This is a genomic window from Mesorhizobium sp. B3-1-7 (assembly GCF_006439385.1).
Taxonomy (GTDB): Bacteria; Pseudomonadota; Alphaproteobacteria; order Rhizobiales; family Rhizobiaceae; genus Mesorhizobium.
The window spans coordinates 136,869-162,456 of record NZ_VFTL01000011.1 but is presented as its reverse complement, the minus strand read 5'-3'; the positions used below and the strand labels follow the sequence as shown (position 1 = coordinate 162,456).

The window sequence follows — 25,588 nt, the reverse complement described above, 5'->3', positions numbered from 1 at the left end:
CCCCCCTCGTGGGGGAGATGTCCGGCAGGACAGAGGGGGGCGCGAAGGAACTCCACGGTTCCATTCTTCAGCAAGCCGAGACCTACAGAAACAACCGCAACTGCGTGTGAATGATCGACCGATAGTCGTCGATCGTGCGCCGGCCTTCTTCCTTGTCCTGCGTCAGCGCCAGCCGCACGACGCCGCCGGCAAGCTGGAAGATGAGGAACACGACACGCCCGAACGCCTCGCGCCGCTCCGGCGCGATCATCGGACCGACATGGTCGCAGAACATCTTCGCCTGATGCCGCGTCTCGGCGATGTCGAGATGCTGCAGCGCCTTGTCGGCCTGGATGGCGTTCTGCAGGTCCTGGATGGCCGGGTCGGCGGCGACGCGGGCATAATAGTCGTCGAGCAGGCGGTCGGCCGCCGCGGTCACGTCGCCCAGCCCGCCTATCCCGGCGATGATGGCGCCGAATCGCGCCCGGCTTTCCTCGGAAAACCGCTCATAGAGCATCGCCAGGATCGCCGACTTCGACGGAAAATAGTGGTAGACGGTGGCGATCGGCCCGCCGGCCAGCGCGCCGACTTCCTTCATCGTCACCGCGTCGATGCCCTTTTCGCCGATCAGCCGCATGGTGGTGGCGAGGATCGCGTCGATGCGCTCGCGGCTGCGCTCCTGCTTCGGCCTGCGCCGCGGTTCCGTCGCCGTTCGCCTTGTCTGCGTCATGCGCCAAATCCCGTGGGAGCTCGCGAATTCGTGGTTGACAAGAAACATGATCAAGTATCAGTTTCGTGAAATACTGACAACTTGTCAGTTTTTCGATCGAGCTGCAAGGGAGGGGCACTCGTGACCGCATCGCAAGCCGCGCAGGCGGAAAATGACGACTGGCTTGTCGGCAATCCGACCGGACTGCAGCTCGCCTCGGCGCTGTGGATCGGCTCGGTCGGCCTGCTCATCCTTGGCCTGCAGCCGGTGCTGCTCGGTGCGCTCTACACTGAAGGCCATGTCACCGGCGACGAACTCGCGCTGGTGGCCACCGCCGAGATGATCGCCATCGCCATCGGCTCGGGCGTAGTGGCAATGCTGCTCCCTGCCAGGAACATGCGCCGGAAGAGCGCGGTGCTGCTCGTGCTGCTCGCGCTCGCCAATTTCTGGACGGCTTATGCCGGTACTCCCAATGCGCTGATCGGCGCGCGCACGCTGGCCGGCTTGGCGGAGGGCGGGCTGGTCGCGGTCGCCACCGAATTGATCGCCCGCTCGCGTCGCGCCGAGCGCATCGGCGGCTATTTCGTCACGCTGCAGACCTTGGCGCAATGCGCGCTGGCGCTGATCCTCGCGCTCTATGCCGTGCCGCGAGCCGGCTCGGCCGGCGGCTTCATCGCGCTCGGCATCGTCTGCCTGCTGTCGCTTGTCGTCGCCTGGACCGTGCCGGACGACTATGCCGACCTGCCAAAGGAAGAGCAGTTCGCCAATGTGGCAACCGTCCCGGCGCTCACCGCGCTCTTGTCGATCTTCTGCTATTTCATGTTCTTCGGCGCCGTCTGGGCTTTCCTCGAGCCCATCGGCGCGCAGTTCGGCATTGATGGCCGCACCGTCGGTCTGATGGTTTCGGCGAGCCTTGCCGCGCAGGTGCTCGGCGCCATGACCGCGACAATCTTCGAGGCGCGCATCGACTATCGTTTTGCCATCACCGCCATCGGGGTCATCGCGGCGATCAGCTCGGTGCTGCTTGCCTCCGGCCCGGGTCTTTCGACGTTCTGGGCGGTGGCGCTGGTGATGGGCTTCATCCTGCTCTTCATCGTGCCTTACCAGATCCGCCTCGCCATCACCGCCGACGAGACGCGCACCGCGGCACTCCTGGTGCCGGCCGCGCAACTCTTCGGCCTCGCCATCGGCCCGATTGCCGCCTCGCTGCTGATCGACGGCGAGAATTTCCGGCCCGTGCCCGAATTCGCCGCCGCCACCGCCTTGGCCAGCGTGCTTTTGCTCGGCGTCTTCGTGCTGGTTGCGCGCCGGCGCGGTCGGGCCTGAGCGGGAGGATTGGGATGGCAGCCGCCTGGAGCAACTGGTCGGGCTTCGTCACGGCTTCCCCGCAATTGATCGCGACCCCGGCCGATGCCGGGGAACTGGCCGATCTGGTGCGCTCGGCGCCCGGACCGCTGCGCGTCGCAGGCGCCGGCCATTCCTTCACGCCGCTGGTGCAGTCCGAAGGAGCCATCGTTTCGCTGGAGAAGATCGAGGGGCTGGTCTCGCATGAGGCGGCGGCCAACCGGGCGCGGGTGAGGGCGGGAACCAGGCTCGGCGCCCTGATGCGCATCCTGCAGGACATCGGCCAGGGCCTGCCGAACATGGGCGACATCGACCGTCAGGCGATCGGCGGCGCGCTGGGCACGGCGACGCACGGCTCGGGCTCCGCGCTCGGCGCCTATCACACGCAGCTCGAGGCGCTGCAACTGGTGGATGGGCAAGGCAAGTTGCGCGAGTACAGCCGCGCTGGCGACCTGGACATGATCCACGCCACCGGCGTCGCGCTGGGCAGCTTCGGCGTGCTGACCGAAGTGACGATGAACAACATGGCGACCTATCGGCTGCGCCGCCGCAAATGGATTCTGCCGGTCGGCGACATGCTCAAAAACTTCGAGACAATGATGGCCGCGCATCGCTCGGCCGAGTTCTACTACATTCCCTTCGCCGACTACGTGCAGTTCATTGCCAGCGATCTCAGTGGCGCAGCGCCGACGCCGCGGCCGACCGAGGATGACGAGGAAGGATTGGCGACTTTGCGCAAGCTGCGCACCGCTTTGCGCTGGCTGCCGTCGCTGCGCCGCGCGCTGATCAGGGGCGCGGTGAAGAAAGTGGCCTCCGAGGACTATGTGCAGGATTGGCTCAACGTCTACGCCAGCGACCGTCGCACCAAATTCAACGAGATGGAGTACCACCTGCCTTACGAGGAAGGCCCCAAGGCGTTGGCCGAGATCATCGCGCTGACGGAGAAGCACTTCCCGGAAGTCTATTTCCCGATGGAGGTGCGTTCGGTGGCGCCAGACGAATTCTGGCTTTCGCCTTTCTACAAAAGGCTGACCTGCTCGATCGCCATCCACCACGATGCGGCGAACGACCCGCTGCCCTTCATGCGCGCCGCCGAGCCCATCTTCCACAAGTATGGCGGCAGGCCGCATTGGGGCAAGATGCACGGCCTGAAGGCAACGGATTTCAAGAAACTTTATCCGCGCTGGGACGACGCGATGGCGGTGCGGCGCGACATCGATCCGCAAAACCGTTTCGTCTCGCCTTACATGGCCGGCCTGTTCGGCATCCAACAATGAGCGCCTATTTCACCGCTCTGTCCGACGCATTGCGAGCCGCCGAGATTTTCCGGCCCTGCCTTGTTCTCGACCGAGACCGGCTGGACGGCAACATCGCGCTGGTTAAGGAGAGGCTGGCGCCGGGCCTGGCGGTGCGACTGGTCGACAAGTCGCTGCCTTGCATGCCGCTGCTCTCGCACATCGCGCGAGCACTCGAAACCAACCGCTTCATGACCTTCCATCCGCCGGTGACGCAGGCCGTGCTCGACGCTTTTCCCGAGGGCGACCTGCTCTATGGCAAGCCGATGCCGGTCGGCGCCGCCAGGGCCGCGCTGACGAGAGGCGGCGCCGGCTGGTGGTCGCGCGTCTGCTGGCTGATCGATACGCCGGAGCGGCTGGCGGAATATGGCGCGCTCGCTGCCGCGCTCGACACCGAATTGCGCTTCGCTTTCGAGGTGGACGTCGGCCTGCATCGCGGCGGCTTTTCCAGCCCCGCCGAGATCAAGGCGCTGCCGATACCGGATCGTCTGCACTGCGAAGGCATCATGGCCTATGAGGCGCATGCGCCGGAAATCCCCGGTTTATTCGGCGGGGCGGAGAAGGCGCTGAAGCAGGCCTCGACCAAGGCTGCCGGCTTCATCGATGCGCTGGAGCCGGAGGCGCGCCGCATCCTCAACATCGGCGGCTCGAAGACGGCGCTGCTGCATGGCTCGGGCGTCGCTAACGAAGTGTCGATCGGCTCGGCCTTCGTGCTGCCCAAGGATTTCGACACGCCCGGCCTCGGCGGCTTCCAGCCGGCGGCTTTCATCGCCACGCCGATCCTCAAGGCGGTCGATGCGATGCTGCCGGGGCCGCCGGCGGTTTCCAGGGCGTTGCAGTCGCTCGGTCTCTTCGCGCGCAAAGGCTGCTATCTCTATGGCGGCAAGTGGATGGCCGAGCCGGTGTTTCCCGAAGGCATGAAGCCGAACGGACTGATCGGTTTATCGTCCAACCAGCAGTTCATGAGCCTGCCGGCAGGCGCGGATGTTAAGCCCGGCGACTACGCCTTCCTGCGGCCGACGCAGAGTGAGGCGGTGCTGCAGCATTTCGGGGCGATTGCGGTGTTTTCGGCCGCGCGCATCGTGGAGTTCTGGCCGGTGCTGCCGATGGGGTGAGGGGCGCTTCAGCGCTCGCTATTAGCACTGGTGACCGTGAGGTCGTCATTCTAGGGCGGAGCGACGCGAAGCGGAGCGCAGACCCTAGAATCCATGCCATTCCGCCTACCGTAGAACGAATACGGTGTAGAAGAAGGTATCCGATGCCGGCGTTTCAGCGCCAAGGTCTGTGCCGTTGCTGCGCTTGTAGGCCCGCCTTCGTATTCCAGGGTCTGCGCGCGTCGCTGCGCTCCTTGCTCCGCCCTGGAATACGAAGGCGGGCCTATTAATTGACTCAGTCAACTAAATGATTGATCCTGTCCAAGACAGGAGGAAATCCCCATGACGATCCACGACCACCCCCGCAAGGAGCGCATCGACACAGTCCGGTCCTTCAACCGCTTCTACACCCGCCAGATCGGCTTGCTCGACGAGGGCCTGTTGAAGAGCCCGTTCTCGCTGACCGAGGCGCGGGTGCTTTATGAGCTTGCCAACCGCGAGGGGCTGGTCGCCAGCGACCTGGTGCGCGAGCTTGGCCTCGACCCCGGCTATGTCAGCCGTCTTCTCAAGAAATTCGAGGAGCGCGGCCTGGTCGAGCGCGAAGCCACCGAGGCGGACGCGCGCCGCGCCTCGATCGCGCTGACGCCCGCAGGCAGGCAGGCCTTCGCGCCGCTCAACCAGGATTCGCACGACCAGGTGCGCGCGCTGCTCGATCGCCTGGCGCCCATCGACCAGGAGCGGTTGGTCAAGGCCATGCGTACCGTACAGGAGCTGCTCGGCGACAAACCCGAACCGAAGGAAGCCTACATCCTGCGGCCGCTGCAGGTTGGCGACATCGGTTGGATCACGCGCCGCCAGGGCATGCTCTATACGCAGGAGTATGGTTGGGACGGGACCTTCGAGGCGCTGGTCGCCGAGATCCTCGGCGAATTCGTCAGGAAGTTCGATCCGAAATGGGAGCGTGCCTGGATCGCCGAGCGCGCGGGAGAGGTTGTCGGTTCCGTCTTCGTCGTGCGCAAGTCGCCGGAGGTGGCGAAGCTCAGGCTGCTCTATATCGAGCCATCGGCGCGCGGCCTTGGCATCGGCGCGCGCCTAGTCGACGAATGCATCGCCTTCGCGCGCGCCAAAGGCTACAAGACGCTGACCTTATGGACCAACGACATACTGGGCGCGGCCCGCCGCATCTACCAGGCCGTGGGTTTCAAGCTGGTCGACGAGGAACGCCACCATTCCTTCGGCAAGGACTTGGTCGGGCAGACGTGGGATCTGGAACTTTAGCTCTTTCCCTTCTCCCACAAGCTGAAGGGAAGGCGCTCACCCCTTCACCGGCAACCAGATCTCCAACCCGCCATTGCCGGTGCGCGCGTCGAATTCGGGTCCGTAGCGCTCGAATTCCGGTGCGTCGGCGATCTCGTGGCCGGAGGCCGGCAGCCAGCTGTTCCAGATCGTGTTGATGGTCCGGCGGATGGTCGAGATGTGCTCGCGATGCGAGAACACCGCATATTTCTGCGCCGGCACCCGCACACGGTAGAAATCCTTCGGCAGGTCGCAGAAATCCGTCACCTGGACGCCGGCGACATAGTCGAAATTGCCGGCATCGTCGCCATTCGTGCACACGCCGTAGAAGACGCCGGGCACTTCGCCTGGAATGTTGCCGATATAGGGGGCGAAGCGCTGCCATTGCATGGGAATGCCGGCACTGGCCTCGCAGCTGTAGCGTTCGCCGAGACCGGCGATGAGGAAGGGGCGGCTGGTCTCGAAGCACGGCGACTCGAGTGTGGCGAGAAGCGAACTGTCCATCAGAATGGGCTCCACGAGGTTGAGGTTTCGGGTCGAGCCTTGCGCGCGCACCAGCTCCGGCGTGGTGCCGAATTCATCGCGAAAGGCCCGTGTGAACGCCTCATGCGAGCCGTAGCCGGCATCGAGCGCGACCGAGAGGATGTCGCGCGCGCCGCCGGCCAGCTTGCGCGCCGCTTCGCTCAAGCGGCGCGCCCGCATATAACCCATGACCGACCGTCCCGTGGCGGCGCCGAAGGCGCGCGTCACATGGAAGCGCGATACGCCGCTGCTTTGCGCTATTTCGTCGAAACTGATCGCGTCCGGCAGATGGCTTTCGACAAACCACAGCGCTTTCTCGGTCGGGTTCATGGTTCCTCGCATTTGGCGCGGCGACATTAGCCCTCGCGCCGCCGGCCAGTTTGATCGAAATTGCGCGCTGGGCAATAATGCGCTTAGACCATGCCGCGTCGAGTGGAAGCGATGCGGCGCAAAGCATTGTCCGGGGGGTGTCCCGATGGCGCCGGCGACAGCCGATCAGGTCTTTCGTTTTGGCGGGTTCACGCTCGACCTTGCCATGGGCACGCTGCGCGGCGTTAACGAGCCGCTGTTCCTGCGCCCGAAGGCTTTCGCGCTGCTGTCCCATCTTGCCCGCAACATGGGCCGCGTGGTGCCGAAATCGGAACTGATGGATGTCGTGTGGCCGGACGTCTACGTCACCGAGGATTCGCTGACGCAGTCGGTGCGCGAGATCCGCAAGGTGCTGGGCGACGACATGGTGCGCACCGTCTCCAAGCGTGGCTACATGCTGGCAGCGGAAGCCGAAGCGGCGCCCGAGATAAGCACGCAGCCGATCGTCGCCGTGGTGCGCTTCCGCAATGAGAGCGGCGATCCGGCCGACGAGGCCATGGTCGATGGATTCGCGGAAGACCTGATCAATGGCGTCGCGCGCTTCGGCACCGTCACTGTGCTGGCGCGGAACTCCAGCTTCTCCTTTGCCTCCTTCGGCCGAGCCGAGTGGCCGCAGATCCGCGCCCGCATCGGCGCCGACTATCTGGTCGAGGGCTCGCTGCGCCGTCAGGGCGAGCATGTCGTGGTCGCCGTCAGTCTGGTGGACATCGCCACCGCGAGCCAACTCTGGGGCGACCGCTACCAGTCGCATGGCGAAGGCCTGTTCGCCATCGAGCGTGAGATCGTCGAGCAGATCGTCAGCCGCCTGGTCACGCGGGTCGCCAATGCAGGGCTGCAGCAGGCGTCACGCAAGCCGGTCACCAGCCTTGCCGCCTACGAGCTCCTGATACGTGGCTTTGCGCTGCTGCGCGACCCGGCCCAGACCGACCAGCGCGGCGCCGAAGCCTTGTTCGAGGCGGCGATCGCCAAGGATCCGAATTACGGGCTGGCCTACACCTATCTCGGCTTGGCGCGCTCGCTCGACGGCGAATTCGGGCGTGCCAGCGATGCCGTGCTGGAAAACGCGCGCGACCTTGCCGACAAGGGCCTGGCGCTGTCGCCGGACCAGCCGACCGGTCATCGCGTGCAGTCGCTGATCCGCCTCTACATGCGTGATCACGAGGCGGCCGAGCACCACATGCGCATTGCGCTGCAGCTCAACCCTTACGATGCCGACAGCATCGAGCAGATGGGCATGCTGCTGACCATGCGCGGCCGGCCGCTGGAAGCGCTGACCTGGCTGGCACGCGGCATCCGCATCGATCCCTTGCACCCGCATTGGTACCAGTTCGATCGCGCGCTGGCGCTCTACATGATGGGCGAGTACCGGCAGGCGGCCGACGCACTGGAACTGGCAACGCGTCCAGCGCCGTGGATCCGCACGCGGCTCGCGGCCTGTTATGCCCAGATGGGCGACATGGAGAAGGCGCGGCGGCAGATCGCACTCATCGAGGAGGGCGCCCCGTTCTCGCCGATCGACTATGCGCTGCGCGGCGTGCCGTTCGAGAACAAGGCTGATGCCGAGCATTTCGCCGAGGGTGTCAGGCTTGCCCTCGGCTAAGGCATGTCGCCCGGTGTGCAGCGGATAGCGACATGCATCAAAAACAGCGACTTAAAAGCGCGTCGACTGAATCCGTTTCAGGGCGACGCGCTTTAGCTGACGCCCGAGGCGATCAATCGGCCACGACCACGATGTAGCGGCCCTGATAGAGCCGGTAGTAAGTGCCGCCGCAGCGCCAGACGTCAAAACCGTTGACCTTGGTGCGGACGCAGCCGGTGGGCAGCGTCGCGACCCAGGCCGTGGTGTGCCGCAGCACGCGCCAGGTGGTGGTGCGGCGAGCGACACCGGCGGCGCTGCGCGGCGTCCACGGCGCCCCGATGCGGGCCTCGGCGGTGCTGACCGGCGACAAAGCGGGCACGGCGCTGCCGACGATTTCGACAGCGGTGATCGCAAGGGCGAGCAGAGCTGCGGCCGAGCGGTATTTCTTCAAGGATTTCATGGGCATGTTGGTTTCTCCAGATGTTGGTTGAAGTCTAGTGGGAGGATTGAGCGGCAAGCCGGGTCGAGCCCGTCAGCGCCGCCAGGTGAGCAACCACGAGCACCCAGTGCGCCGTGGTTGTGACGTAGCCGACGACGAGCACGTCCGCGGCGACGAAGAACTGCCAGAACAGAAGGTTCGCCGTTCCAAGCAGCATGTGCACGGCAGCCAGGACGGCATGCCAGTTGCGGGAATAGGCGATGCGCCAGAGCGTCACGCCGATGATCAGGGCAAGCCCGTGCGCCTCGATGAAGCCGATGCCGGTACCGGGCGCATCGCCGAGCAGGATTGCTTCCGGGCCGCGCCCGAAGAAGGAGCCGGCAATGTCGGTGAAGAGCCCGCCGGCCGACGCCAGCATCAGGAAGCTGGCGTTCAGGCGAACGAAGAGGTTTCCGTAGAAGGAGGACATGATCTTGCCTTTCTGTTTGTTGTTGGGATGCGGCCACGGCGGCGTCGCCGCCGTGGCTTGCCGTGCCTCGCCGCTCAGGCGGCGATGGCCTGCGGTTCGGCGGTGGCGGTGACCGGCTCGGTCCCTGCCGCGGCGTGTTCCGGCACCTTGATGCGGAACCAGGCGACGTAGAGCGTCGGCAGGAAAACCAGCGTCAGCACGGTCGCCACCATCAGGCCGCCCATCACCGCATAGGCCATCGGTCCCCAGAACACGGTCGGCGCGATCGGGATCATGCCGAGGATGGCTGCTGCCGCCGTCAGCAGGATCGGCCGCAGCCGGTGCGTGGTGGCGCTGATCACCGCCGCCCACGGCTCCTCGCCGGCGGCGATATGCTGGTCGATCTGCGCGATCAGGATGACCGAGTTGCGGATCACCATGCCGATCAGCGACATCACGCCGAGGATGGCGACAAAGCCCATCGGAGCCCCTGACAGAAGCAGCGCACCGGCGACGCCGACGATGGCCAGCGGAGCGGTGAGCAGCACCAGCACCAAGCGCTGGAAGCTCATCAGCTGGATCATCAGCACCGTAGCCATGATAAACAGCATCAGCGGAAAGACCACGAAGATGCTGGCCTGCGCCTTGGCGCTGTCCTCGATGACGCCACCCTGCTCGACGCTGTAGCGCACCGGCAGCTCGGCCTTAAACGTGGCGATCGCCTTCTCCAGCCGCTTCGACACGATGGTGGCGTTCTCGCCCGTCGCGACGTCGGCCTGCACGGTCACGGTCGGCAGGCGGCCTCGACGCCAGATCAGCGGCGGCTCGGTCTGGTAGCTGAGCTTCGCCACCTGTTCGAGCGGCACGCGCCGTCCGCCGGAGGCGCTGATCGTCAGGCCGCGCAGCGTGTCGATGCTGGCGCGTTCCGAATCCACGGCGCGGGCGACGATGTCGACGAGATAGGTGTCGTCGCGCATCTCGGTGATCTTCGAGCCGGACAGGATCGCGTTGATCGTCTCCGACAGCTGCTGCGAGGAGATGCCCAGCGCACGCGCCCGGTCCTGGTCGACCTCGACCTTGATGACCTTGGCCGGCTCGTTCCAGTCGTAGTTGATGTTGCGGACCGCTGCGTCGCTGCCGAGCACCTGCGCGAACTGCTGCGCGAGACTCCGCGTCTTGTCCGGGTCTGGACCGCTGACACGGAACTTCAGCGGCCAGCCGACCGGCGGGCCAAGTTCCAGCGGCGTGACGCGGGCCATGACGTCGTCGAAGCCGGTCGACAGCTCCTTCTCCAGCCGGTCGATGACCGCCTGGCGCACGGCATGGCCCTTGGTCACCACCACCGCCTGGGCGAAAAAGTCGTTGGCCAGCTGCGCGTCGAGCGGCAGGTAGAAGCGCACCGCGCCCTGGCCGACATAGAAGCTCCAATGGTCGATGTCAGTATCGGAAGCGAGCAGCTTCTCGACGCGCTCGACGACCGCGTCCGCCGCCTTGATCGAGGCGGTGCGCGGCAGTGTGAGATCGAGCATGACCTCCGGCCGGTCCGACTTCGGGAAGAACTCCTGGCCGACGAAGCCCATGGCAACGACCGAGAGCGCGAACAGCCCGGCGGTCGCCGACAGCACCAGCCACTTCGCCCGCATCGCGGTTTCGAGCAGCACCTGGAAGCCACGGGCAATGCGCGACGGCTGGTGGCTGCCGCCATGTCCCTTGATGCGGTCCGGCAGAATGAAGACGCCGGTGAGCGGCGTGAACAGCACCGCGACGACCCAGGAGACGACGAGCGCAATGGCGACGACCGCAAACAGCGAGAAGCAGTATTCGCCGGCGCCGCTCTTGGCGAAGCCGACCGGCACGAAGCCGGCGATCGTCACCACCGTGCCGGTCAGCATCGGGAAGGCAGTCGAGGTATAGGCATAGGTGGCGGCCGAGATCTTGTCGTAGCCTTCCTCCATGCGGGCGATCATCATCTCGACCGCGATCATCGCATCGTCGACCAGCAGGCCGAGCGCGATGATCAGCGCGCCGAGCGAGATACGCTGCAGCGATATACCGAAATACTGCATGGTGACGAAGGTGATCGCCAGCACCAGCGGGATGGCAACCGCCACGACGACGCCGGGGCGCCAGCCGAGCGCCAGCAGTGACACGGCAAGCACGATGGCGATCGCTTCGCCGAGGCTCTTGGTGAATTCGCCGACGGATTCTTCCACGACATGCGACTGGTCCGCGACCATGCCGAGCTCGGCGCCGAGCGGCAGCTCGGCCTCCATCTCATGCATCTTCTCCTTGACGTTTTCGCCCAATGCCAGCGCGTCGCCGCCTGCCGTCATCGAGACGGCGATGCCGACCGCTGGCTTGCCGTTGAAGCGGAACATCGGCTGCGGCGGGTCGGAATCGGCGCGCTTGACCTCGGCGACGTCGCCCAACCGGAAGTAATGGCCGTTGGCGTAGAAGTTGATCGCCTTCAGGCTCTCTTCCGACGTGAAGGAACCGGACACGCGGATGGCGATGCGCTCGGGACCGGCGTCGACCGTGCCGCTCGGCGTCAGCGCGTTCTGCGCCTGCAATGCCTGCGTCAGCGTGCCGACGTCGAGGCCGAGCGCCGCCACCTTCTGGGTCGAGAATTCGAGATAGATCTTCTCGTCCTGCTGGCCGATCAGGTCGACCTTGGCGACGTCCTTCACCGTGAGCAGCCCGGCGCGCAGGCTGGTCGCCATATCCTTCAGCTCGCGATGGCTGAGGCTGTCGGAGGTGAGCGCGTAGATCAGCGAATAGGTGTCGCCGAACTCGTCGTTGAAGAACGGGCCTTGCACCCCCGACGGCAGCGTCGGCTTGATGTCGTCCAGCTTCTTGCGCACCTGGTACCAGAGCGGCTGCACCTCGTCGCCGGCAACAGTGTCCTTCAGGTTGACGAAGACGACGGATTCGCCCGGCTTGGTGTAGCTCTTGACGTAGTCGAGATCGGGCAGTTCCTCGAGCTTCTTCTCGATGCGGTCGGTGATCTGTTCGACCGTGTCGCTGGTGCTGGCGCCTGGCCACATCGTCTTCACCACCATGGTCTTGATGGTGAAGGGCGGGTCCTCCTCGCGGCCGAGACCGCGATAGGCGTAGAGGCCGGCGAGTGCGGCCGCGATCATCAGGTAGACGATGAAGCTGCGGTGGCGCAGCGCCCATTCGGAAAGATTGAAGCTGGTCATGATGCAAAGCCCTCTCAGCGCGCGCGAAGGCGCGTTCCGCCGGCTTCTGCCGGCTGGCGAAAACAAGTGATGGTTTGGGTCCGGTCAGCGCCCGCCATTTGGCGGGCGCCGCGGCAAGTCAGGCCAGGCTGTGCATGGTGCCCGGTACGCGGTATGGCGCCCGCTCGGCCGTCCTTGGTTTGATGGCGAGGCCGGCGAGGTAGCGCTGGAAGCTCGCCGCCTCCTGCACCGGCGAGGCGAGCGCGACATGCCCGTCCGGCCTCACCAGATAGGCGGCGTCGCGCTGCAAGGCGGCTTTCGCGGCGGTTTCCGACCAGGCGAAGCCGTGAACCGGAATGCCGGTCGATGCCAGCATGGCCCGGAATTCCGCATTGACCTCGCCATAGACATGCACCTGCCAGTCCAGCGAGCGCAGCGGCTCGAAATTGTCGCTGCTTGGCATCGGCACATAGGGCAGGCGGTCGCCGCCGCTGATCTTTCCCGCTGTGCCCGAGCTGATCGGGCCGGCGCGGTACTGGATCGCCGCCTGCGAGATGACGCCGAAGAAGGCGCGCGAGCCGTATGACGTGTGCAGCGCGATGTTCAGGATCTTCGGCATCAGATAGCGCCGGAACAGGCCGACGAGCCGCGAGCGGCTGGTGGCGATGCGGAACGCCTGGTCCGTGCTCTCGATCAGTCTGTGGGCGAAGGCGATGCGCTCCGGCTCATAGCTGTCGAGCAGGCGCGGATCGGCGCGGCCCTGGACGACGGCAGCGAGCTTCCAGGCAAGGTTCACCGCATCGCCCATGCCGGTGTTCATCCCCTGTCCGCCGGCCGGGCTGTGGATGTGGCCAGCGTCGCCGCAGAGGAACACACGGCCGACGCGAAAATTCTCGGCGACGCGATGATGGACCCGGTAGGTCGAGAACCAGTTGACCTCGTCGACCGTTACGCCGGTGTCGCGCTCGACGTCGGCGCGTATCGCCTCGAAGCTGATCGTCTCGTCCGCCTCATGCGCCTTCGGCACGATGCCGATCAGCCGGATCGAACCCGACTGCCGGACCGGCATGACGATGGCAAAACCGTAGGTGCTGATGGTCGTGTCCATGCCGTTGCGGGTGATGTCGCCACGGCCTTTCACGTCGACGACGTAGAAGGACTGTTCGTAGGCGCCGCCGGGAAAGCCGATATTCAGCCCGTGGCGCACTGTGCTGTGGGCGCCGTCGCAACCGGCGAGGTAGTTGGCGACGACGGTTTCCGTCTGGCCTTCCTTGCTCAGCGTCGCGATGACCGCGTGGCCCTTGTCCTGGAAAGCGATGAGCTCCGTGCCGCGCTCCACCTCGACGCCGGCGCGCTCCAGATGCGTGATCAGCACGCGCTCGTGGATGTCCTGCGGCAGCGCGAAGGCGAAGGAATAGGGGCTGATGCCGCGGCCGAAATCGGCGAGCGGGAGTCTCGCGGCGACGCCTGCCGGCGTGTGCACGGTGAGCTGTTCGATCTTCACGCCCGCTGCAAGCACGTCGTCGACGATGCCGATCTGACGGTGGAATTCCAGCGTGCGCGCCTGGACGGCCAGCGCGCGCGAGGTTTCGCCGGGAGCGGCGGCCTTGTCGAAGATGCGCACCGGAACGCCGAGCTTGGTCAACCAGAGCGCGAGCGTCAGCCCGGTCGGGCCGGCGCCGGCGATGAGGACCTTGGTCTTTGACATGGTCATTTTCCTTCTCCCTCAACGATACGGACTTTTTCGTGTTCCCGCAGCCGGTTTACGCCGGCAGTGACGACCCGGTCGCCCTTGGTGAGCCCGGCACTGACGACTACGCGGTCGGTCTCGTAGCGGGCGATGGTGACCGGCTTGAGCTCGACAGCCGACGAGGCCGACACCACCCAGACGGCGGGCTTGCCTTCCTTGTCGAACAGCGCGCTGCCCGGCAGCAGCACGACAGGAGCGCCGGCGATCTCGACGCGGCCGGCGACACTTGCGCCGAAGCGCATCTCGTCAGGCGCATTCTCGAGCGAAACCTTCACCTGGAAGGTGCGGGTGGCGGCGTCGGCCATCGGCGCTATCTCGCGCACAGTGCCGGCGGTCGACACCGCCGGATTGCTGAGCAGCGAGACGGTGACGGCGGGTATCTTTCGACCGCGCCGGTCGCTGGTAAAGGCTGCTTCCGCGATAGAGAACACCGCGTCGCGGCTCTCCGGATCGGCGACGCGTACCACCATCTGCCCAACATTGACCGATTGGCCGGCCTCGGCGCCGGTGGCGGTGACGATGCCGTCGAATTCGGCCCGGAGCTCGGTGTAACCGAGCTGGTCCTTGGCCATCGCGAAGGCGATGTTCGCCGATTTCAGCTTGGCCTCGGCCGAGCGCAGATTCTTTAGCGTCGCGTCATGGTTGGCGCGTGTCGTGAAACCCTTGGCGAGCAGCGCGCTGATACGCGCTTCGGCGGCGCTGGCTTCCACCAGCACGGCCTCGGCCGCTGTCACATCGGCTTCCGCGCTGGCCAGCCGGTTTCGATAATCCTGGTCGTCGACCCGGGCGAGCACCTCGCCCTTTTTCACCGTGGCGCCGACCTCGGCGGTGCGCTGGATGAGCTTGCCGGAAACGCGAAGACCGAGATCGCTCTCCAGCCTCGGCTTGATCTCGCCGATGGCGACGCGGTTATCCGCGACGGGTTCCGGCGAGACCGAAACTGCCTTGACCAGCTTGGTTTCGGGCGTGCCCGGCGCGACGTTCGATGCTTCGCTTCTGGCGCCGTGCCAGACCATCACGGCACCGCAAGCGAGCGCGGCGATCGAGCCGGCGACAAGGCGGCGCCTGAGCGGCTTGTTGTGCCCAAGAGGACTGTTGTGAAAACGTGCGGCAATCATGTTGTCTCCATGCCCAAGGTTGCGGCCGCGCTTGGGAGGACGCGGCGGCCGGGAAACTGCGTTGGCTGGCAGGGGATCAAGGCGTTGCAACCTGTCTTTCGCCAGCCCGATCTTTTTGCGATTTCGGCTCCGGCAAATCCCGAACGGTTTCTGAAAATTTTCCGATGTTTGGGTGAGACGGCGCGAGGAGGGATTGACTGCTACGCATTCGCTGGTATGTAACGTTATTACATATCATAACGAGAATCGAACCACGAATGCATTTCTCCAGGCAGGTCGCTTCACGCGGTGATGAACGCGCGCAGAAGCCGTTGCGACTCGCGCGCGGACAACCTACGATGGCTGCGTCATGGTCCCCGAGCCGCAAGGCGAGGGGTGAAAAGGGAACACGGTGAGATCCGGTCTGGATTGAACCCGTGGCTGCCCCCGCAACTGTGAGCGGCGAGCTCCATCCGAAACGCCACTGGCCGGCAAGGCTGGGAAGGCGGATGGCGCAACGACCCGCGAGCCAGGAGACCTGCCATCGACATGAGTTGACCGGACGGGGTGTGCCGGGAGGAGACGCGGGCACCGGTCTTGTCGGCCGGCTCGTCCAGCATCCTTCCGTCGCCATTTTGGAAAGTGACGGAAATGTTGGACGCCTCGAGAGCAATTCCAGGAAAAGTGTGTAGCGGTTTTCCGTCTGGAATTGCGTCAAAACAAAGAGATAGAGCGGTTCGCCGTTTCCGTGAAACGGTGAAACGCTCGAGCCATCGCATCATCGTCTGTTCGCTGTGCCGCGATACCGTGACCGGGCTGAGGTCCGGCGAGGGTTTGTGCGCCGACCTGCGCTCCAGGCTTTCCTTGCAGCCGGCGCCTTCCTTTGCCATCGAGACCATCGACTGCATGGCCGGTTGCGCGCGGCCGCTCACCGTGGCCTTCATGGCGCAAGGCAAAGCCACCTATCTCTTCGGTTCCATCGACAGGGGCACCGACGCCGGCGCGCTGGTCGAATTTGCCAGGCTCTATGCCTCGCTGCCCGACGGCTGGTGCAATTCCGGCCAGCGCCCGGCAAGGATCGCCGGCAAGATACTGGCGCGCATCCCCGCCGCGGGTAAGGCCAGGGAGCAAGTCCGGTGAGCGCGCCCCTGCTTGAAGCCCGCGATCTGGGCGCCACGGCAAACGGCCGGACGCTGGTCGAGGATGTCAGCCTATCGCTGGCGGCGGGTGAGCGCCTCGCCATCATCGGCCCGAACGGCGCCGGCAAGACGACTCTGCTGCGCATGTTGTGCGGGGCGTTGTCGCCGAGCCACGGCGAGGTTCGCCTGGCCGGCCGCCGGCTGGACAGGATCACCGCCGCCGAGCGGGCGCTCAGCATCGCCGTCGTCGGCCAGACGGATCAGCCGGATCCACGGCTGGCGCTCATCGACTATGTCGAGCTTGGCCGCGTCCCGCATGCCGGCCTGAGGCGCCGGCACGACGACCGCGACATCGTCGTCGAAGCACTGCGCCGGACCGGGCTCTTGCCACTGCTCGCGCGCAGCATCGGCTCGCTCTCCGGCGGCGAGCGCCAGCGCGCGCAGCTCGCCCGTGCCATCGCGCAAGAGCCGAAGATCCTGTTCCTCGACGAGCCGACCAACCACCTTGACCCGCGCGCCCGCGCAGAACTGCTCGAACTGGTGGCCGAATTCAGCATGACCGTGGTCGCCGTGCTGCACGATCTCGCCTTGGTGGCGCCCTTCGCCACCAACGTCGCGGTGATGAGCAACGCCCGGCTGCACGCGCTGGCACCGCCGCGCGAGGCGCTGGCGCAGCCGCATATCCGCGAGGTTTTCGGCATCGACGTGCTGCGCCTGCGGCACCCGACCGAGGACCGCGAGCTCACCGTCTTCGAGCTGCCCACGCGCGCTTCCTCGCCATCCTGAACCTGCCCAACCCAAACAAGGAGCACCATCCCGTGAAACGCCTCGCTTTGTCGTTTGCCTTCTCGCTTCTCGCCTCGGCCGCCTTCGCCTTCCCGGTCACCGTCGACAGCTGCGGCAAGGCGCTCACCTTCGATGCACCGCCAAAACGCGCCGTCATCCAGGACCTCAACATGGCCGAGATGGCCTTCGCGCTGAAGCTGCAGCCGTCGATCGTCGGGCTTACCGGCATCACCGGCTGGTACAAGGTCGGCCCCGAGTTCAAGGCGGAGCAAGGCTCCATCCCGGAGCTGGCGCCAAAATATCCGACGCTGGAAAACCTGGTCGCCGTGCAGCCGGATTTCTTCTTCGCCGGCTGGTATTACGGCATGAAGCCGGGCGGCGAGGTCACGCCCGACACGCTCGCCCCGCACGGCATCAAGACGCTGGTGCTGACCGAAAGCTGCGTCCATCTCGACAAGAACCGGCCCGCCGCCTCGATGGACTTGCTCCATGGCGACGTCGAGAAGCTCGGCAAGATCTTCGGCAAGGAGACGGAGGCCGAAAAGCTGGTCGCCGGCTGGAAGGCTGAGCTTGCCGATATCACCGCCAAGGTCGGCGACCGCAAGGGCACGCGCGTGTTCCTCTACGATTCCGGCGAGGACAAGCCCTTCACCGCCGGCAAGTTCGCCATTCCCAACGCCATGATCGCAGCCGCCGGCGGCGAAAACATCATGGCCGACATGGAGACGAGCTGGGGCAACACCGACTGGGAGACGGTCGCCTCGCGCAATCCACAGTTCCTCATCCTGCTCGATTACCAGGACGGCGGCGGCTACAGGAAGCTGCTCGATTTCCTTAAAGTCCATCCGGCGATGAAGGAGACGGACGCCGTCAAGAACGAGCGGTTCGTCGCGCTGCGCTACGCCGAGCTGACGCCCGGACCCGCAAATATCGAGGCGATCGGCAAGATCGCCAGGGCCATGCATCCGGAAGCGTTTTAGGTTTGACGCACGGATGAGCCGGAGTGTTGCCGTTGATGGATAGCCTGCCTAGGAGAATGGCGAAAACGCTCCTCACTTCGTCATCCACGGGCGAAGCAAGGAGCGAAGCGACGCGGCGCAGACCCGAGGATCCATTCCGTGACTTTCGAGCGTTGCAACGGCGTAGAATTCTGCGCCGCCGCATTTCGCGAGCAAGCTCACGGCATGGATTCCAGGGTCTCCGTGACGGAGCTTCGCTCCTGCTTCGCCACGGAATGACGAAGTCGCGAATACCTCGGCTGATCCCGAACGCCAGTATCGCTGCGGCAGGTCCCGGACGGTGAACCTGCGCCATACCCCATTCTTCCTGGCAATGGTGCTGGGCGCGGCGCTGCTGGTCGCGCTCGGGCTGCTTTCGATCGCCTATGGCTCGACGCTGATACCTCTGCGCCAGGTCGTCGGCGCGCTGGCGCATGCGGCCGGACTGGGCAGCCAGAGCCCATCCGGCCCGGTCGGCAGCATCGTCGTCGACCTGAGGCTGCCGCGCACGTTGCTGGCGATCGCCGTCGGCGCCGGCCTTGGCGTGGTCGGCGCGCTGCTACAGACGGTCACTCGCAACGACCTCGCCGATCCGTTCCTGTTTGGCCTCTCCTCGGGCGCGGCAGCCGGCGCGGTCTCCGTCATCACCGTATTCGGCGACACGTTCGGCGTCTGGACGCTGCCGCTTGCCGCCTTCACCGGCGGCGTGCTGGCGGCGGCGATCGTGCTTCTGCTGGTGTCGCGGGTGAAGGGGCAGGGGCCTGAGCGGCTGATCCTGGCCGGCCTCGCCGTCTCATTTCTGTTCACTGCCTTGACCAACTATCTCGTGTTCGCCGGCGACCAGCGCGCCGCCCATTCGGTGTTGTTCTGGACCATGGGCGGGCTCGGTCTTGCCCGCTGGGACAATGTCGGCCTGGCGGCGCTTGGCGCTGGCATCATCCTCGCCTATGGCCTGCGGAACCACCGCCGCTTCGATGCTTTCCTCGCCGGTGAAAGCGCCGCCGAGAGCCTTGGCGTGCCGGTGGCGAGGATGCGCCGCGCGACATTCCTCGTCGCCGCCCTGGCGACCGCCATTCTCGTTGCGGTGGCCGGCGTCATCGGCTTCGTCGGCCTGATGATCCCGCATCTCAGCCGGCCGCTCTCCGGCCCCTTGCATCGCAACCTGGTCATCGCCTGCGCGCTGTTCGGCGCCATCCTGCTGTTGGCCAGCGATCTGCTGGCCCGCACCCTTTTGCCGCCGCAGGAACTGCCGATCGGCATCATCACCAGCTCGCTCGGCGCGTTCTTCGTCGTCACCTTGCTGATGCGTAACCGGCTCTGACCGGTAATTAAACCGTCCAGAAACAGCGCACGATGTGGAAGAAGATCGGCGCAGCGAAGGCCAGGCTGCCGGTGCGGTCGAGCATGCCGCCATGAACCTTCGATCAGGTGGCCCCGGTCCTTGACGCCCTGGTCGCGCTTGATCGCCGAGGCGACGAGTCCGCCGAGAAATCCCATCGTGCAGGCGACGAAGGCATCGGAGCTATCTTCACCGGACACTAACCATCGACGCATCGGGTGCCTGATATCTCGATTTGCCGGCTATCTGGCGCAAAGCATCCACTTGAATAGTAAGCACGCTTATTATATGTATCGCTCATGGTTTCAGATGGTATCGACAGATTGGGATTTTTGATCCACGACGTGCAGCGCCTGATGCGCAAGCGTTTCGAGGTGCGTGCCAGTGGGTTGGGTCTTTCCTCGGCGCAATGGCGGCTGATGGTGCGCGTTGCCAAGGAAGAAGGCATCACCCAGGCGCGGCTGGCTGAGTTGCTCGAAATCGAGCCGATCAGCGTCTCGCGCCTCGTCGATCGCATGGAGGAGGGCGGCTGGATCGAGCGCCGCCAGGATGCGACCGACCGGCGCGTGCGCATGATCTTCCCGACCGAGAAGGCGAGCGCCGCTTACGCCGATGTCAAAAGCCTTGCCGGCGAGGTCTATGAGGAGTCGTTGACCGGTGTTTCGCCTCAAGAGCGGCGCATCCTGATCCGGGTGTTGGACACGATCGTGCAGAACCTGACGGACGGCGAGGCATCGTCCCTCGAAAAGATAAAGAGCAGGGAAGGGGCGGCGGCATGAGCGCGGTAGCCAAGCGGGAAGACGACAACGTCACGAAGCTGAGCGCGCCGGCACAGCCGGTCGCCAATGCGCCGGCGCAGCCGGTCGCCGAGGCCCCCGTACAGCCGGCTGCCGCTCCGGTCGCGGTGGCGCCTGCGCCGCAGCCGGCTCCGGCCACGCCGAAGAAGAAGCGCCGTCTTGGCCGCTTCCTGTTGATGGTCGCCTTGCCGCTGGCCCTGCTCGTCGGCGGCGCGTATGTCTGGGTAACGGGCGGCCGCTATCAGGAAACCGAGAACGCCAATCTGCAGCAGGCCAGGATTTCGGTCGCCTCCGACACGGCCGGCCGCATCGTCCAGGTTGGTATCGCCGATAACCAACTGGTCAAGCAGGGCGACCTTCTCTTCGTCATCGATCCCCAGCCTTACAGGATCGCGCTCGCCCAGGCCGATGCGGCGGTCGCCGCCGCGCGCCTCAATGTCGAGCAGTTGCGCGCCGCTTACAGCCAGGCGACGGCGCAGGAAAGGTCCGCCTCCAGCGAAGTCGACTATGCGCAGTCGCAATATGGCCGCGCCGCCGATCTCGCGCAGAAGGGCATCAACGCCAAGTCCTCGCTCGACCAGGCCCGCAACGACCTCGACAAGGCCAAGCAGCAGCTGGCTGTCGCGGAGCAGGGCATCGTCAGCGCCAAGGCGGCGCTCGGCGGCAATCCGGATATCGAGACCGATAAGCATCCGACCGTGATGGCGGCCTTGGCCACGCGCGACAAGGCCGCCTACGATCTGGCGCAGACAACCGTGAAGGCGCCGGCCGACGGCGTCATCTACCAGGCCGCCTCCTTCAAGGTCGGCCAGTATGTGTCCGTCGGCACGCCGCTGTTCGCGCTGGTCGAGACCGGCGACACCTGGATCGACGCCAATTTCAAGGAGACCCAGCTCACCAACATGAAGCCGGGCCAGAAGGCCGAGATCGTCGTCGACACTTATCCGGGCCGCACCTTCGAGGCGATCGTCAAGGCGATCGGCGCCGGCACGGGCGCGGAGTTCTCGCTGCTGCCCGCGCAAAACGCCACCGGCAACTGGGTCAAGGTCACGCAGCGCATTCCCGTACGCCTGGAACTGACCGATCCCGATGCCAAGATGGCGCTGCGCACCGGCATGAGCGCCACCGTCACCGTCGACACCGGCGTGGCGCGCGGCCTGCCGTCGATCTTCGGCCACGCCGCGGCAGGGGAGCACGCGCAGTAACGACAGCAAAGCCCGTCGCGACGCGGCGCGAGCATTGAGGGGATTGGTCTGATGGGAGGAGTGACAAGGATCAGCGAGGCAAGCCGCATGGCGGCTGGTTCGAAAGCTGGGGCCTCGTCGCGAACCCGTCGGTCCTCAGGTTTCCGGGCGGCAGGCATCCGCTCCAACAGAGACTTTCGGTCGATGTAACCCCCACATCGATAGTCGCGTCCCACCGCGATGAAGGTCTCTCAACGGAAGGCTTTGCCGCCCGGAAACCTAGAGCCGGATGATTTCAGGTCTGTTAGGCCTGAAATCTGAATCCGCCTCTAAATCAAAGAGATAGAGCATGGTGTCGTCCGAAAACCGCTTCACACTTTTCGGCATCATGCTCTAGTGTACACGGTTTTGTTACCTGCTGGAAGTTCAGCATCATGAGCACGCCCGAAGCCTTCAAGGAAGTGCCGCATCGCGGACTGATCACGGTCGCGCTGATGCTGGCGACGATCATGCAGGCGCTCGACACGACGATCGCCAATGTCGCGCTGCCGACCATGACCGGCGACCTCGGCGCGTCGCCCGATAACATCAACTGGGTGCTGACCTCCTATATCGTGGCCGCGGCGATCATGACGCCGGTCACCGGCTGGCTTGCCGACCGGCTTGGCCGCAAGGAACTGTTCCTCGCCTCCGTTGTCGGCTTCACCATCTTCTCCATGCTCTGCGGCCTTGCCTGGAGCCTCGAAACGATGGTGCTCTTCCGGCTGCTGCAGGGCGTGTTCGGCGCGGCTATCGTGCCGCTGTCGCAGACCTTCCTGCTCGACATCAACCCGAAGGAGCGCCATGGCCAGGCGATGGCGATCTGGGGCGCCGGCATCATGCTTGGGCCGATCCTGGGGCCGACGCTCGGCGGCTGGCTGACGGAAAACTTCAACTGGCGCTGGGTGTTCTTCATCAACCTGCCGGTCGGCATCCTCGCCTTCCTCGGCATGGCCGCCTATCTGCCCGTCGTCGCCAAGCGCATGCGCGGCTTCGACTTCTTCGGCTTCGCCATGCTGTCGATCGGCGTCGGCGCGCTGCAGCTTCTGCTCGACCGCGGCGGCGAGGTCGACTGGTTCAACTCGGCCGAGATCTGGATCGAGCTCGCTCTGTCGCTCACCGGCTTCTGGGTGTTCATCATCCACACGGTGACTTCAGAGCATCCCTTCATCGATCCAAAAATCTTTCTCGACCGCAATTTCGTGACCGGGCTGGGCTTCATCTTCGTCATGGGCGTGCTGATCCTGGCCTCGATGTCGCTGTTGCCGCCGATGCTGGCAAACATCTTCGGCTACCCGACCGTGACCATCGGCGTCGTGCTGGGTCCGCGCGGCATCGGCACGATGATTTCGATGCTGGTCGTCGGCCGCATCATGCACAGGATCGATGCCAGGGTCCTCGTCGCCATCGGCTTCCTGCTCACCGCGCAGTCGCTCTATACGATGGCGAGCTTCACGCCGCAGATGGACAATTGGCTGATCATCTCTTCAGGCATCGTCCAGGGTCTCGGCATGGGCATGGTGTTCGTGCCGCTGTCGACGGTCGCCTTCGCCACGCTCGACGCGCGCTACCGCACCGACGCCACCTCGCTGTTCAGCCTGGTGCGCAATCTGGGCTCGTCCATCGGCGTATCGGTGGTCGCGGCGCTGATGGTGCGCAACACCCAGATCAACCACACCGAGCTTTCGGCCTTCATCAACCCGTACAACCCGAACCTGTGGGCCGCGTCTCCGGCGGCGGCCGCCGGCGATCCCGCAGCGCTTTCGCAGGTCGACCGTGCGGTGAATGTCCAGGCGATGATGATTTCCTACATCAACGACTTCAAGATCCTGATGGTGATGACGCTGGCCGCGATTCCATTCGTCGTTCTGCTGCGCAAGCCCAGGGCCGCGCCCGTAGGCGGGGCGCCAGCGGCGCATATGGATTGATAAAGTCGCTGATCTAAGCCGGCCGCCTTTTCAACGGCCCAGCACCAACGCCCAATAGCGCAACGCCGGATCTCGGCCGTCGCGCACGTAAGCCAGCCCGAAACGGCTGAAGTCCGTATCGAGCATGTTGCGGCGGTGGCCGGCCGAATGCATCCAGATGTCGAACAACTTCTCAAGGTCGAAACGGCCCTCGGCGATGTTTTCGGCGGCGGCGCCACGCACGCCATTGTCCTTCATGCGCGAGGCGAAATCCTTGCCCCAGCCGGTGGTGTGGCTCATGCGCTCGCGCGACGCCATATAGCCGGCCTGCTGCAGCGCCGCCTGCTCGAGTTGCGCGTCCGGCGTCAGCGCCGGCAGCCCGGCCGAGGCGCGAAGACCGGCCAGTGTCGCCGTGGCGGACGAAGAGACGCCGGCGCCTTCGCCGGTCGGCACCGTGACGGTGCTGCAGGCGGCGATGCCGGCAAGCGCCGCAAGGCCGGCGGCCTTGAGCAGAAAACGGCGGTTCAGGTCGGGGAGGGCTGTGATGGCGATGCTCATCCGGCCTCTGATACCGGCGATCGTGGCTTTTGCCGGGCAGGCGATGAAAATCGCGTGAGGCGGCGACTTTTCCCGAAAGATCGATTATGATGCGGTCGTTCTTGAAGTGGCAGCCACGGGCGGCCACCGCAGGCGGTGACCGACCCGCGTTGATCTGGCGCATGATTGCTTGGCGAGAACCTCCTGGTTTTCGGGCTCATGCACTGACAAACGGAGGGACGGTTATGGCCGGTTTTCATGTCATGACGGACGCGCGCGGGATGCATGTGCAGCCCACGGTGCGCCACATCTCCACCTCGGACCTCTGGGATGCGCTGAAGCTCGGCGCCGAGGATTTCTGGGCCAAGCCGTCGCACTATGTGTTCCTGTGCCTGATCTATCCGATCGTCGGCCTGATCCTGACGCGGTGGAGCTCCGGCTCCAACGCCATTCAGCTCGTCTATCCGCTGATGTCGGGCTTCGCGCTGATCGGGCCCTTCGCGGCCATTGGCCTCTATGAGATCAGCCGCCGGCGCGAGCTTGGCATGAGCAGCCGCTGGCATCATGCGCTCGACGTGCGCCATTCGCCGGCGCTGCCCTCGATCGCGGTCATCGGTATCCTGCTCTTCGCGCTGTTCCTTTTGTGGCTGTTCGCCGCGCAGTCGCTCTATACCGGCCTGTTCGGCGCCGAGCCGCCCGCCTCGGTCGGCGCCTTTGTGCGCGACGTGCTGATGACCGGCAAGGGCTGGACGCTGATCCTCGTCGGCAACGCCGTCGGTTTCGTTTTCGCCGTCGTCGTTTTGGCCACCACCGTCATTGCCTTTCCGCTGTTGCTCGACCGCGATGTCGGCGCCGTCTCGGCGATCGAAACCTCGGCCCGCGCCGTCATGGCCAATCCTCTGACGATGGCGCTTTGGGGGCTTACGGTCGCCGTGCTGCTGGTGGTCGGCTCGATCCCGCTGTTTGCCGGGCTTGCCGTCGTCATGCCGATCCTCGGCCACGCGACCTGGCATCTCTACCGCAAGGTGGTCGAGCCGGAGCAGATCCGGCCTGTACGCCGGCCGATGTAGACGGCTGCGTTCTTGGAGGTGACGGCTATCTTTGCGCCTCGGTCGCCATCTTCAGGGCCAGCGCCGTCAGCACCGTGCCCATCATCCAGCGCTGGACGACCAGCCAGAACGGCCGTCCGGCGAGGAAATTCGCGATGGAGCCGGCCGTCACGGCGATGATGGCGTTGACGGTGAGGCTGATCGAAATCTGCGTCACGCCGAGCACCAGAAGCTGCGACAGGACATGGCCATTGGCCGGATTGATGAACTGCGGCAGCAGCGACAGATAGAGCACCGCCACCTTCGGATTGAGCAGGTTGGTCATCAGCCCCATCACGAAAAGCTTGCGCGGCCTGTCTCTCGGCAACTCGCGGACCTGAAAGGGCGAGCGCCCGCCGGGCTTCAGCGCCTGCCAGGCGAGCCACAACAGATAGAGCGCGCCGGCGAAGCGGAGCGCGTCGTAGGCATAAGGCACGGCGAAGATGAGCGCGGTGATGCCGAAAGCCGCCGACACCACATAGAACAGGAAGCCCAGCGCCACGCCGCCGAGCGAGATCAGCCCGGCTTTCGGCCCTTGCGACAGCGAGCGCGAGATCAGGTAGATCATGTTCGGCCCAGGCGTGAGCACCATGCCGAGGCAGATCAGCGCGAAAGTGAGATGGTTGGCGGCGTCGGGCATCGATGGCTCCGGAAGTGCCCGAGATGTGCGCCGC

At 65.4% G+C, this 25,588-nt stretch carries 22 protein-coding genes, 1 pseudogene and 1 riboswitch; of the genes and pseudogenes, 13 read left to right on the top strand and 10 right to left on the bottom strand.

The window, feature by feature from the left end; all coding sequences use genetic code 11:
- Positions 1–82: 82 nt before the first annotated feature.
- Positions 83–709, bottom strand: a complete 627-nt coding sequence (locus FJ417_RS11970) for a TetR/AcrR family transcriptional regulator (protein WP_140783558.1) — start codon at positions 707–709, stop codon at positions 83–85.
- Positions 710–829: 120 nt separating this feature from the next.
- Here FJ417_RS11970 and FJ417_RS11965 point away from each other — a divergent pair, with 120 nt between their 5' ends.
- The 4 genes from FJ417_RS11965 to FJ417_RS11950 all read left to right on the top strand — a co-directional run bounded on the left by FJ417_RS11965 (position 830) and on the right by FJ417_RS11950 (position 5,699).
- Positions 830–2,014, top strand: a complete 1,185-nt coding sequence (locus FJ417_RS11965) for an MFS transporter (RefSeq protein WP_140783557.1) — start codon at positions 830–832, stop codon at positions 2,012–2,014.
- Positions 2,015–2,028: 14 nt separating this feature from the next.
- Complete coding sequence (locus tag FJ417_RS11960; RefSeq protein ID WP_140783556.1) at positions 2,029–3,309, top strand: D-arabinono-1,4-lactone oxidase; 1,281 nt, start codon at positions 2,029–2,031, stop codon at positions 3,307–3,309.
- Positions 3,306–4,442, top strand: coding sequence for an alanine racemase (locus FJ417_RS11955; RefSeq protein WP_140783555.1), 1,137 nt, complete (start codon positions 3,306–3,308; stop codon positions 4,440–4,442). The genes FJ417_RS11960 and FJ417_RS11955 overlap by 4 nt, the downstream gene beginning before the upstream one ends.
- A 321-nt stretch (positions 4,443–4,763) precedes the next feature.
- Positions 4,764–5,699 carry a bifunctional helix-turn-helix transcriptional regulator/GNAT family N-acetyltransferase gene (locus tag FJ417_RS11950; protein ID WP_140783554.1) on the top strand — a complete coding sequence of 312 codons (936 nt, stop codon included), beginning with the start codon at positions 4,764–4,766 and terminating at the stop codon, positions 5,697–5,699.
- Positions 5,700–5,735: 36 nt separating this feature from the next.
- Here FJ417_RS11950 and FJ417_RS11945 read toward each other — a convergent pair whose 3' ends face one another.
- Complete coding sequence (locus tag FJ417_RS11945) at positions 5,736–6,569, bottom strand: AraC family transcriptional regulator (RefSeq protein WP_140783553.1); 834 nt, start codon at positions 6,567–6,569, stop codon at positions 5,736–5,738.
- A 145-nt stretch (positions 6,570–6,714) separates the two neighbouring features.
- On the opposite strand from FJ417_RS11945, the gene FJ417_RS11940 reads away from it, so the two are divergent.
- Complete coding sequence (locus FJ417_RS11940) at positions 6,715–8,208, top strand: winged helix-turn-helix domain-containing protein (protein WP_140783552.1); 1,494 nt, start codon at positions 6,715–6,717, stop codon at positions 8,206–8,208.
- A 112-nt stretch (positions 8,209–8,320) separates the two neighbouring features.
- On the opposite strand, the gene FJ417_RS11935 is transcribed toward FJ417_RS11940, so the two are convergent.
- The 5 genes from FJ417_RS11935 to FJ417_RS11915 all read right to left on the bottom strand — a co-directional run bounded on the left by FJ417_RS11935 (position 8,321) and on the right by FJ417_RS11915 (position 15,121).
- The gene (locus tag FJ417_RS11935; RefSeq protein ID WP_246672278.1) at positions 8,321–8,653 is read right to left on the bottom strand and encodes a hypothetical protein; all 333 of its coding nucleotides are present in this window, start codon (positions 8,651–8,653) and stop codon (positions 8,321–8,323) included.
- A 28-nt stretch (positions 8,654–8,681) separates the two neighbouring features.
- The gene (locus FJ417_RS11930; RefSeq protein ID WP_140783551.1) at positions 8,682–9,095 is read right to left on the bottom strand and encodes a hypothetical protein; all 414 of its coding nucleotides are present in this window, start codon (positions 9,093–9,095) and stop codon (positions 8,682–8,684) included.
- A 74-nt stretch (positions 9,096–9,169) separates the two neighbouring features.
- Positions 9,170–12,274, bottom strand: coding sequence for an efflux RND transporter permease subunit (locus FJ417_RS11925; RefSeq protein WP_281405919.1), 3,105 nt, complete (start codon positions 12,272–12,274; stop codon positions 9,170–9,172).
- A 118-nt stretch (positions 12,275–12,392) separates the two neighbouring features.
- Positions 12,393–13,967 carry an FAD-dependent monooxygenase gene (locus tag FJ417_RS11920; protein ID WP_140783550.1) on the bottom strand — a complete coding sequence of 525 codons (1,575 nt, stop codon included), beginning with the start codon at positions 13,965–13,967 and terminating at the stop codon, positions 12,393–12,395.
- A complete protein-coding gene (locus FJ417_RS11915) occupies positions 13,964–15,121 on the bottom strand; it encodes an efflux RND transporter periplasmic adaptor subunit (protein WP_140783549.1) in 1,158 nt (385 codons plus the stop codon). Before FJ417_RS11915 ends, FJ417_RS11920 begins: the two co-directional genes overlap by 4 nt.
- A gap of 333 nt (positions 15,122–15,454) precedes the next feature.
- Positions 15,455–15,661: riboswitch (cobalamin riboswitch) on the top strand.
- 195 nt (positions 15,662–15,856) lie between these two features.
- On the opposite strand from FJ417_RS11915, the gene FJ417_RS11910 reads away from it, so the two are divergent.
- The 4 genes from FJ417_RS11910 to FJ417_RS11895 all read left to right on the top strand — a co-directional run bounded on the left by FJ417_RS11910 (position 15,857) and on the right by FJ417_RS11895 (position 19,344).
- Entirely contained in the window at positions 15,857–16,240 is a 384-nt protein-coding gene (locus FJ417_RS11910; protein ID WP_246687436.1) for a DUF1636 family protein, read from the top strand.
- On the top strand, positions 16,237–17,025 hold the full coding sequence (locus FJ417_RS11905; protein ID WP_140783547.1) for an ABC transporter ATP-binding protein: 789 nt from the start codon (positions 16,237–16,239) through the stop codon (positions 17,023–17,025). Before FJ417_RS11910 ends, FJ417_RS11905 begins: the two co-directional genes overlap by 4 nt.
- A 32-nt stretch (positions 17,026–17,057) precedes the next feature.
- Positions 17,058–18,005 carry an ABC transporter substrate-binding protein gene (locus FJ417_RS11900; protein WP_140783546.1) on the top strand — a complete coding sequence of 316 codons (948 nt, stop codon included), beginning with the start codon at positions 17,058–17,060 and terminating at the stop codon, positions 18,003–18,005.
- Positions 18,006–18,357: 352 nt separating this feature from the next.
- Positions 18,358–19,344, top strand: a complete 987-nt coding sequence (locus FJ417_RS11895) for an iron ABC transporter permease (protein ID WP_140783563.1) — start codon at positions 18,358–18,360, stop codon at positions 19,342–19,344.
- Positions 19,345–19,351: 7 nt separating this feature from the next.
- Here FJ417_RS11895 and FJ417_RS11890 read toward each other — a convergent pair.
- Positions 19,352–19,532 (bottom strand): annotated as a pseudogene (locus FJ417_RS11890) (phosphatidate cytidylyltransferase); the annotation flags it as partial.
- A 129-nt stretch (positions 19,533–19,661) separates the two neighbouring features.
- On the opposite strand from FJ417_RS11890, the gene FJ417_RS11885 reads away from it, so the two are divergent.
- The 3 genes from FJ417_RS11885 (at position 19,662) to FJ417_RS11875 (ending at position 23,310) form a co-directional block, all read left to right on the top strand.
- A complete protein-coding gene (locus FJ417_RS11885; protein WP_140641096.1) occupies positions 19,662–20,141 on the top strand; it encodes a MarR family transcriptional regulator in 480 nt (159 codons plus the stop codon).
- A complete protein-coding gene (locus FJ417_RS11880) occupies positions 20,138–21,364 on the top strand; it encodes an HlyD family secretion protein (protein WP_140783545.1) in 1,227 nt (408 codons plus the stop codon). The genes FJ417_RS11885 and FJ417_RS11880 overlap by 4 nt, the downstream gene beginning before the upstream one ends.
- Positions 21,365–21,777: 413 nt before the next feature.
- On the top strand, positions 21,778–23,310 hold the full coding sequence (locus tag FJ417_RS11875; RefSeq protein ID WP_140783544.1) for a DHA2 family efflux MFS transporter permease subunit: 1,533 nt from the start codon (positions 21,778–21,780) through the stop codon (positions 23,308–23,310).
- Between the two features lie 30 nt (positions 23,311–23,340).
- On the opposite strand, the gene FJ417_RS11870 is transcribed toward FJ417_RS11875, so the two are convergent.
- The gene (locus FJ417_RS11870; RefSeq protein WP_140783543.1) at positions 23,341–23,847 is read right to left on the bottom strand and encodes a CAP domain-containing protein; all 507 of its coding nucleotides are present in this window, start codon (positions 23,845–23,847) and stop codon (positions 23,341–23,343) included.
- 224 nt (positions 23,848–24,071) lie between these two features.
- Between FJ417_RS11870 and FJ417_RS11865 the strand changes: the two genes are divergently transcribed.
- On the top strand, positions 24,072–24,896 hold the full coding sequence (locus tag FJ417_RS11865) for a DUF2189 domain-containing protein (RefSeq protein ID WP_140641104.1): 825 nt from the start codon (positions 24,072–24,074) through the stop codon (positions 24,894–24,896).
- Between the two features lie 25 nt (positions 24,897–24,921).
- Here FJ417_RS11865 and FJ417_RS11860 read toward each other — a convergent pair whose 3' ends face one another.
- Positions 24,922–25,554, bottom strand: a complete 633-nt coding sequence (locus tag FJ417_RS11860; RefSeq protein ID WP_140783542.1) for a LysE family translocator — start codon at positions 25,552–25,554, stop codon at positions 24,922–24,924.
- Positions 25,555–25,588: the final 34 nt, after the last annotated feature.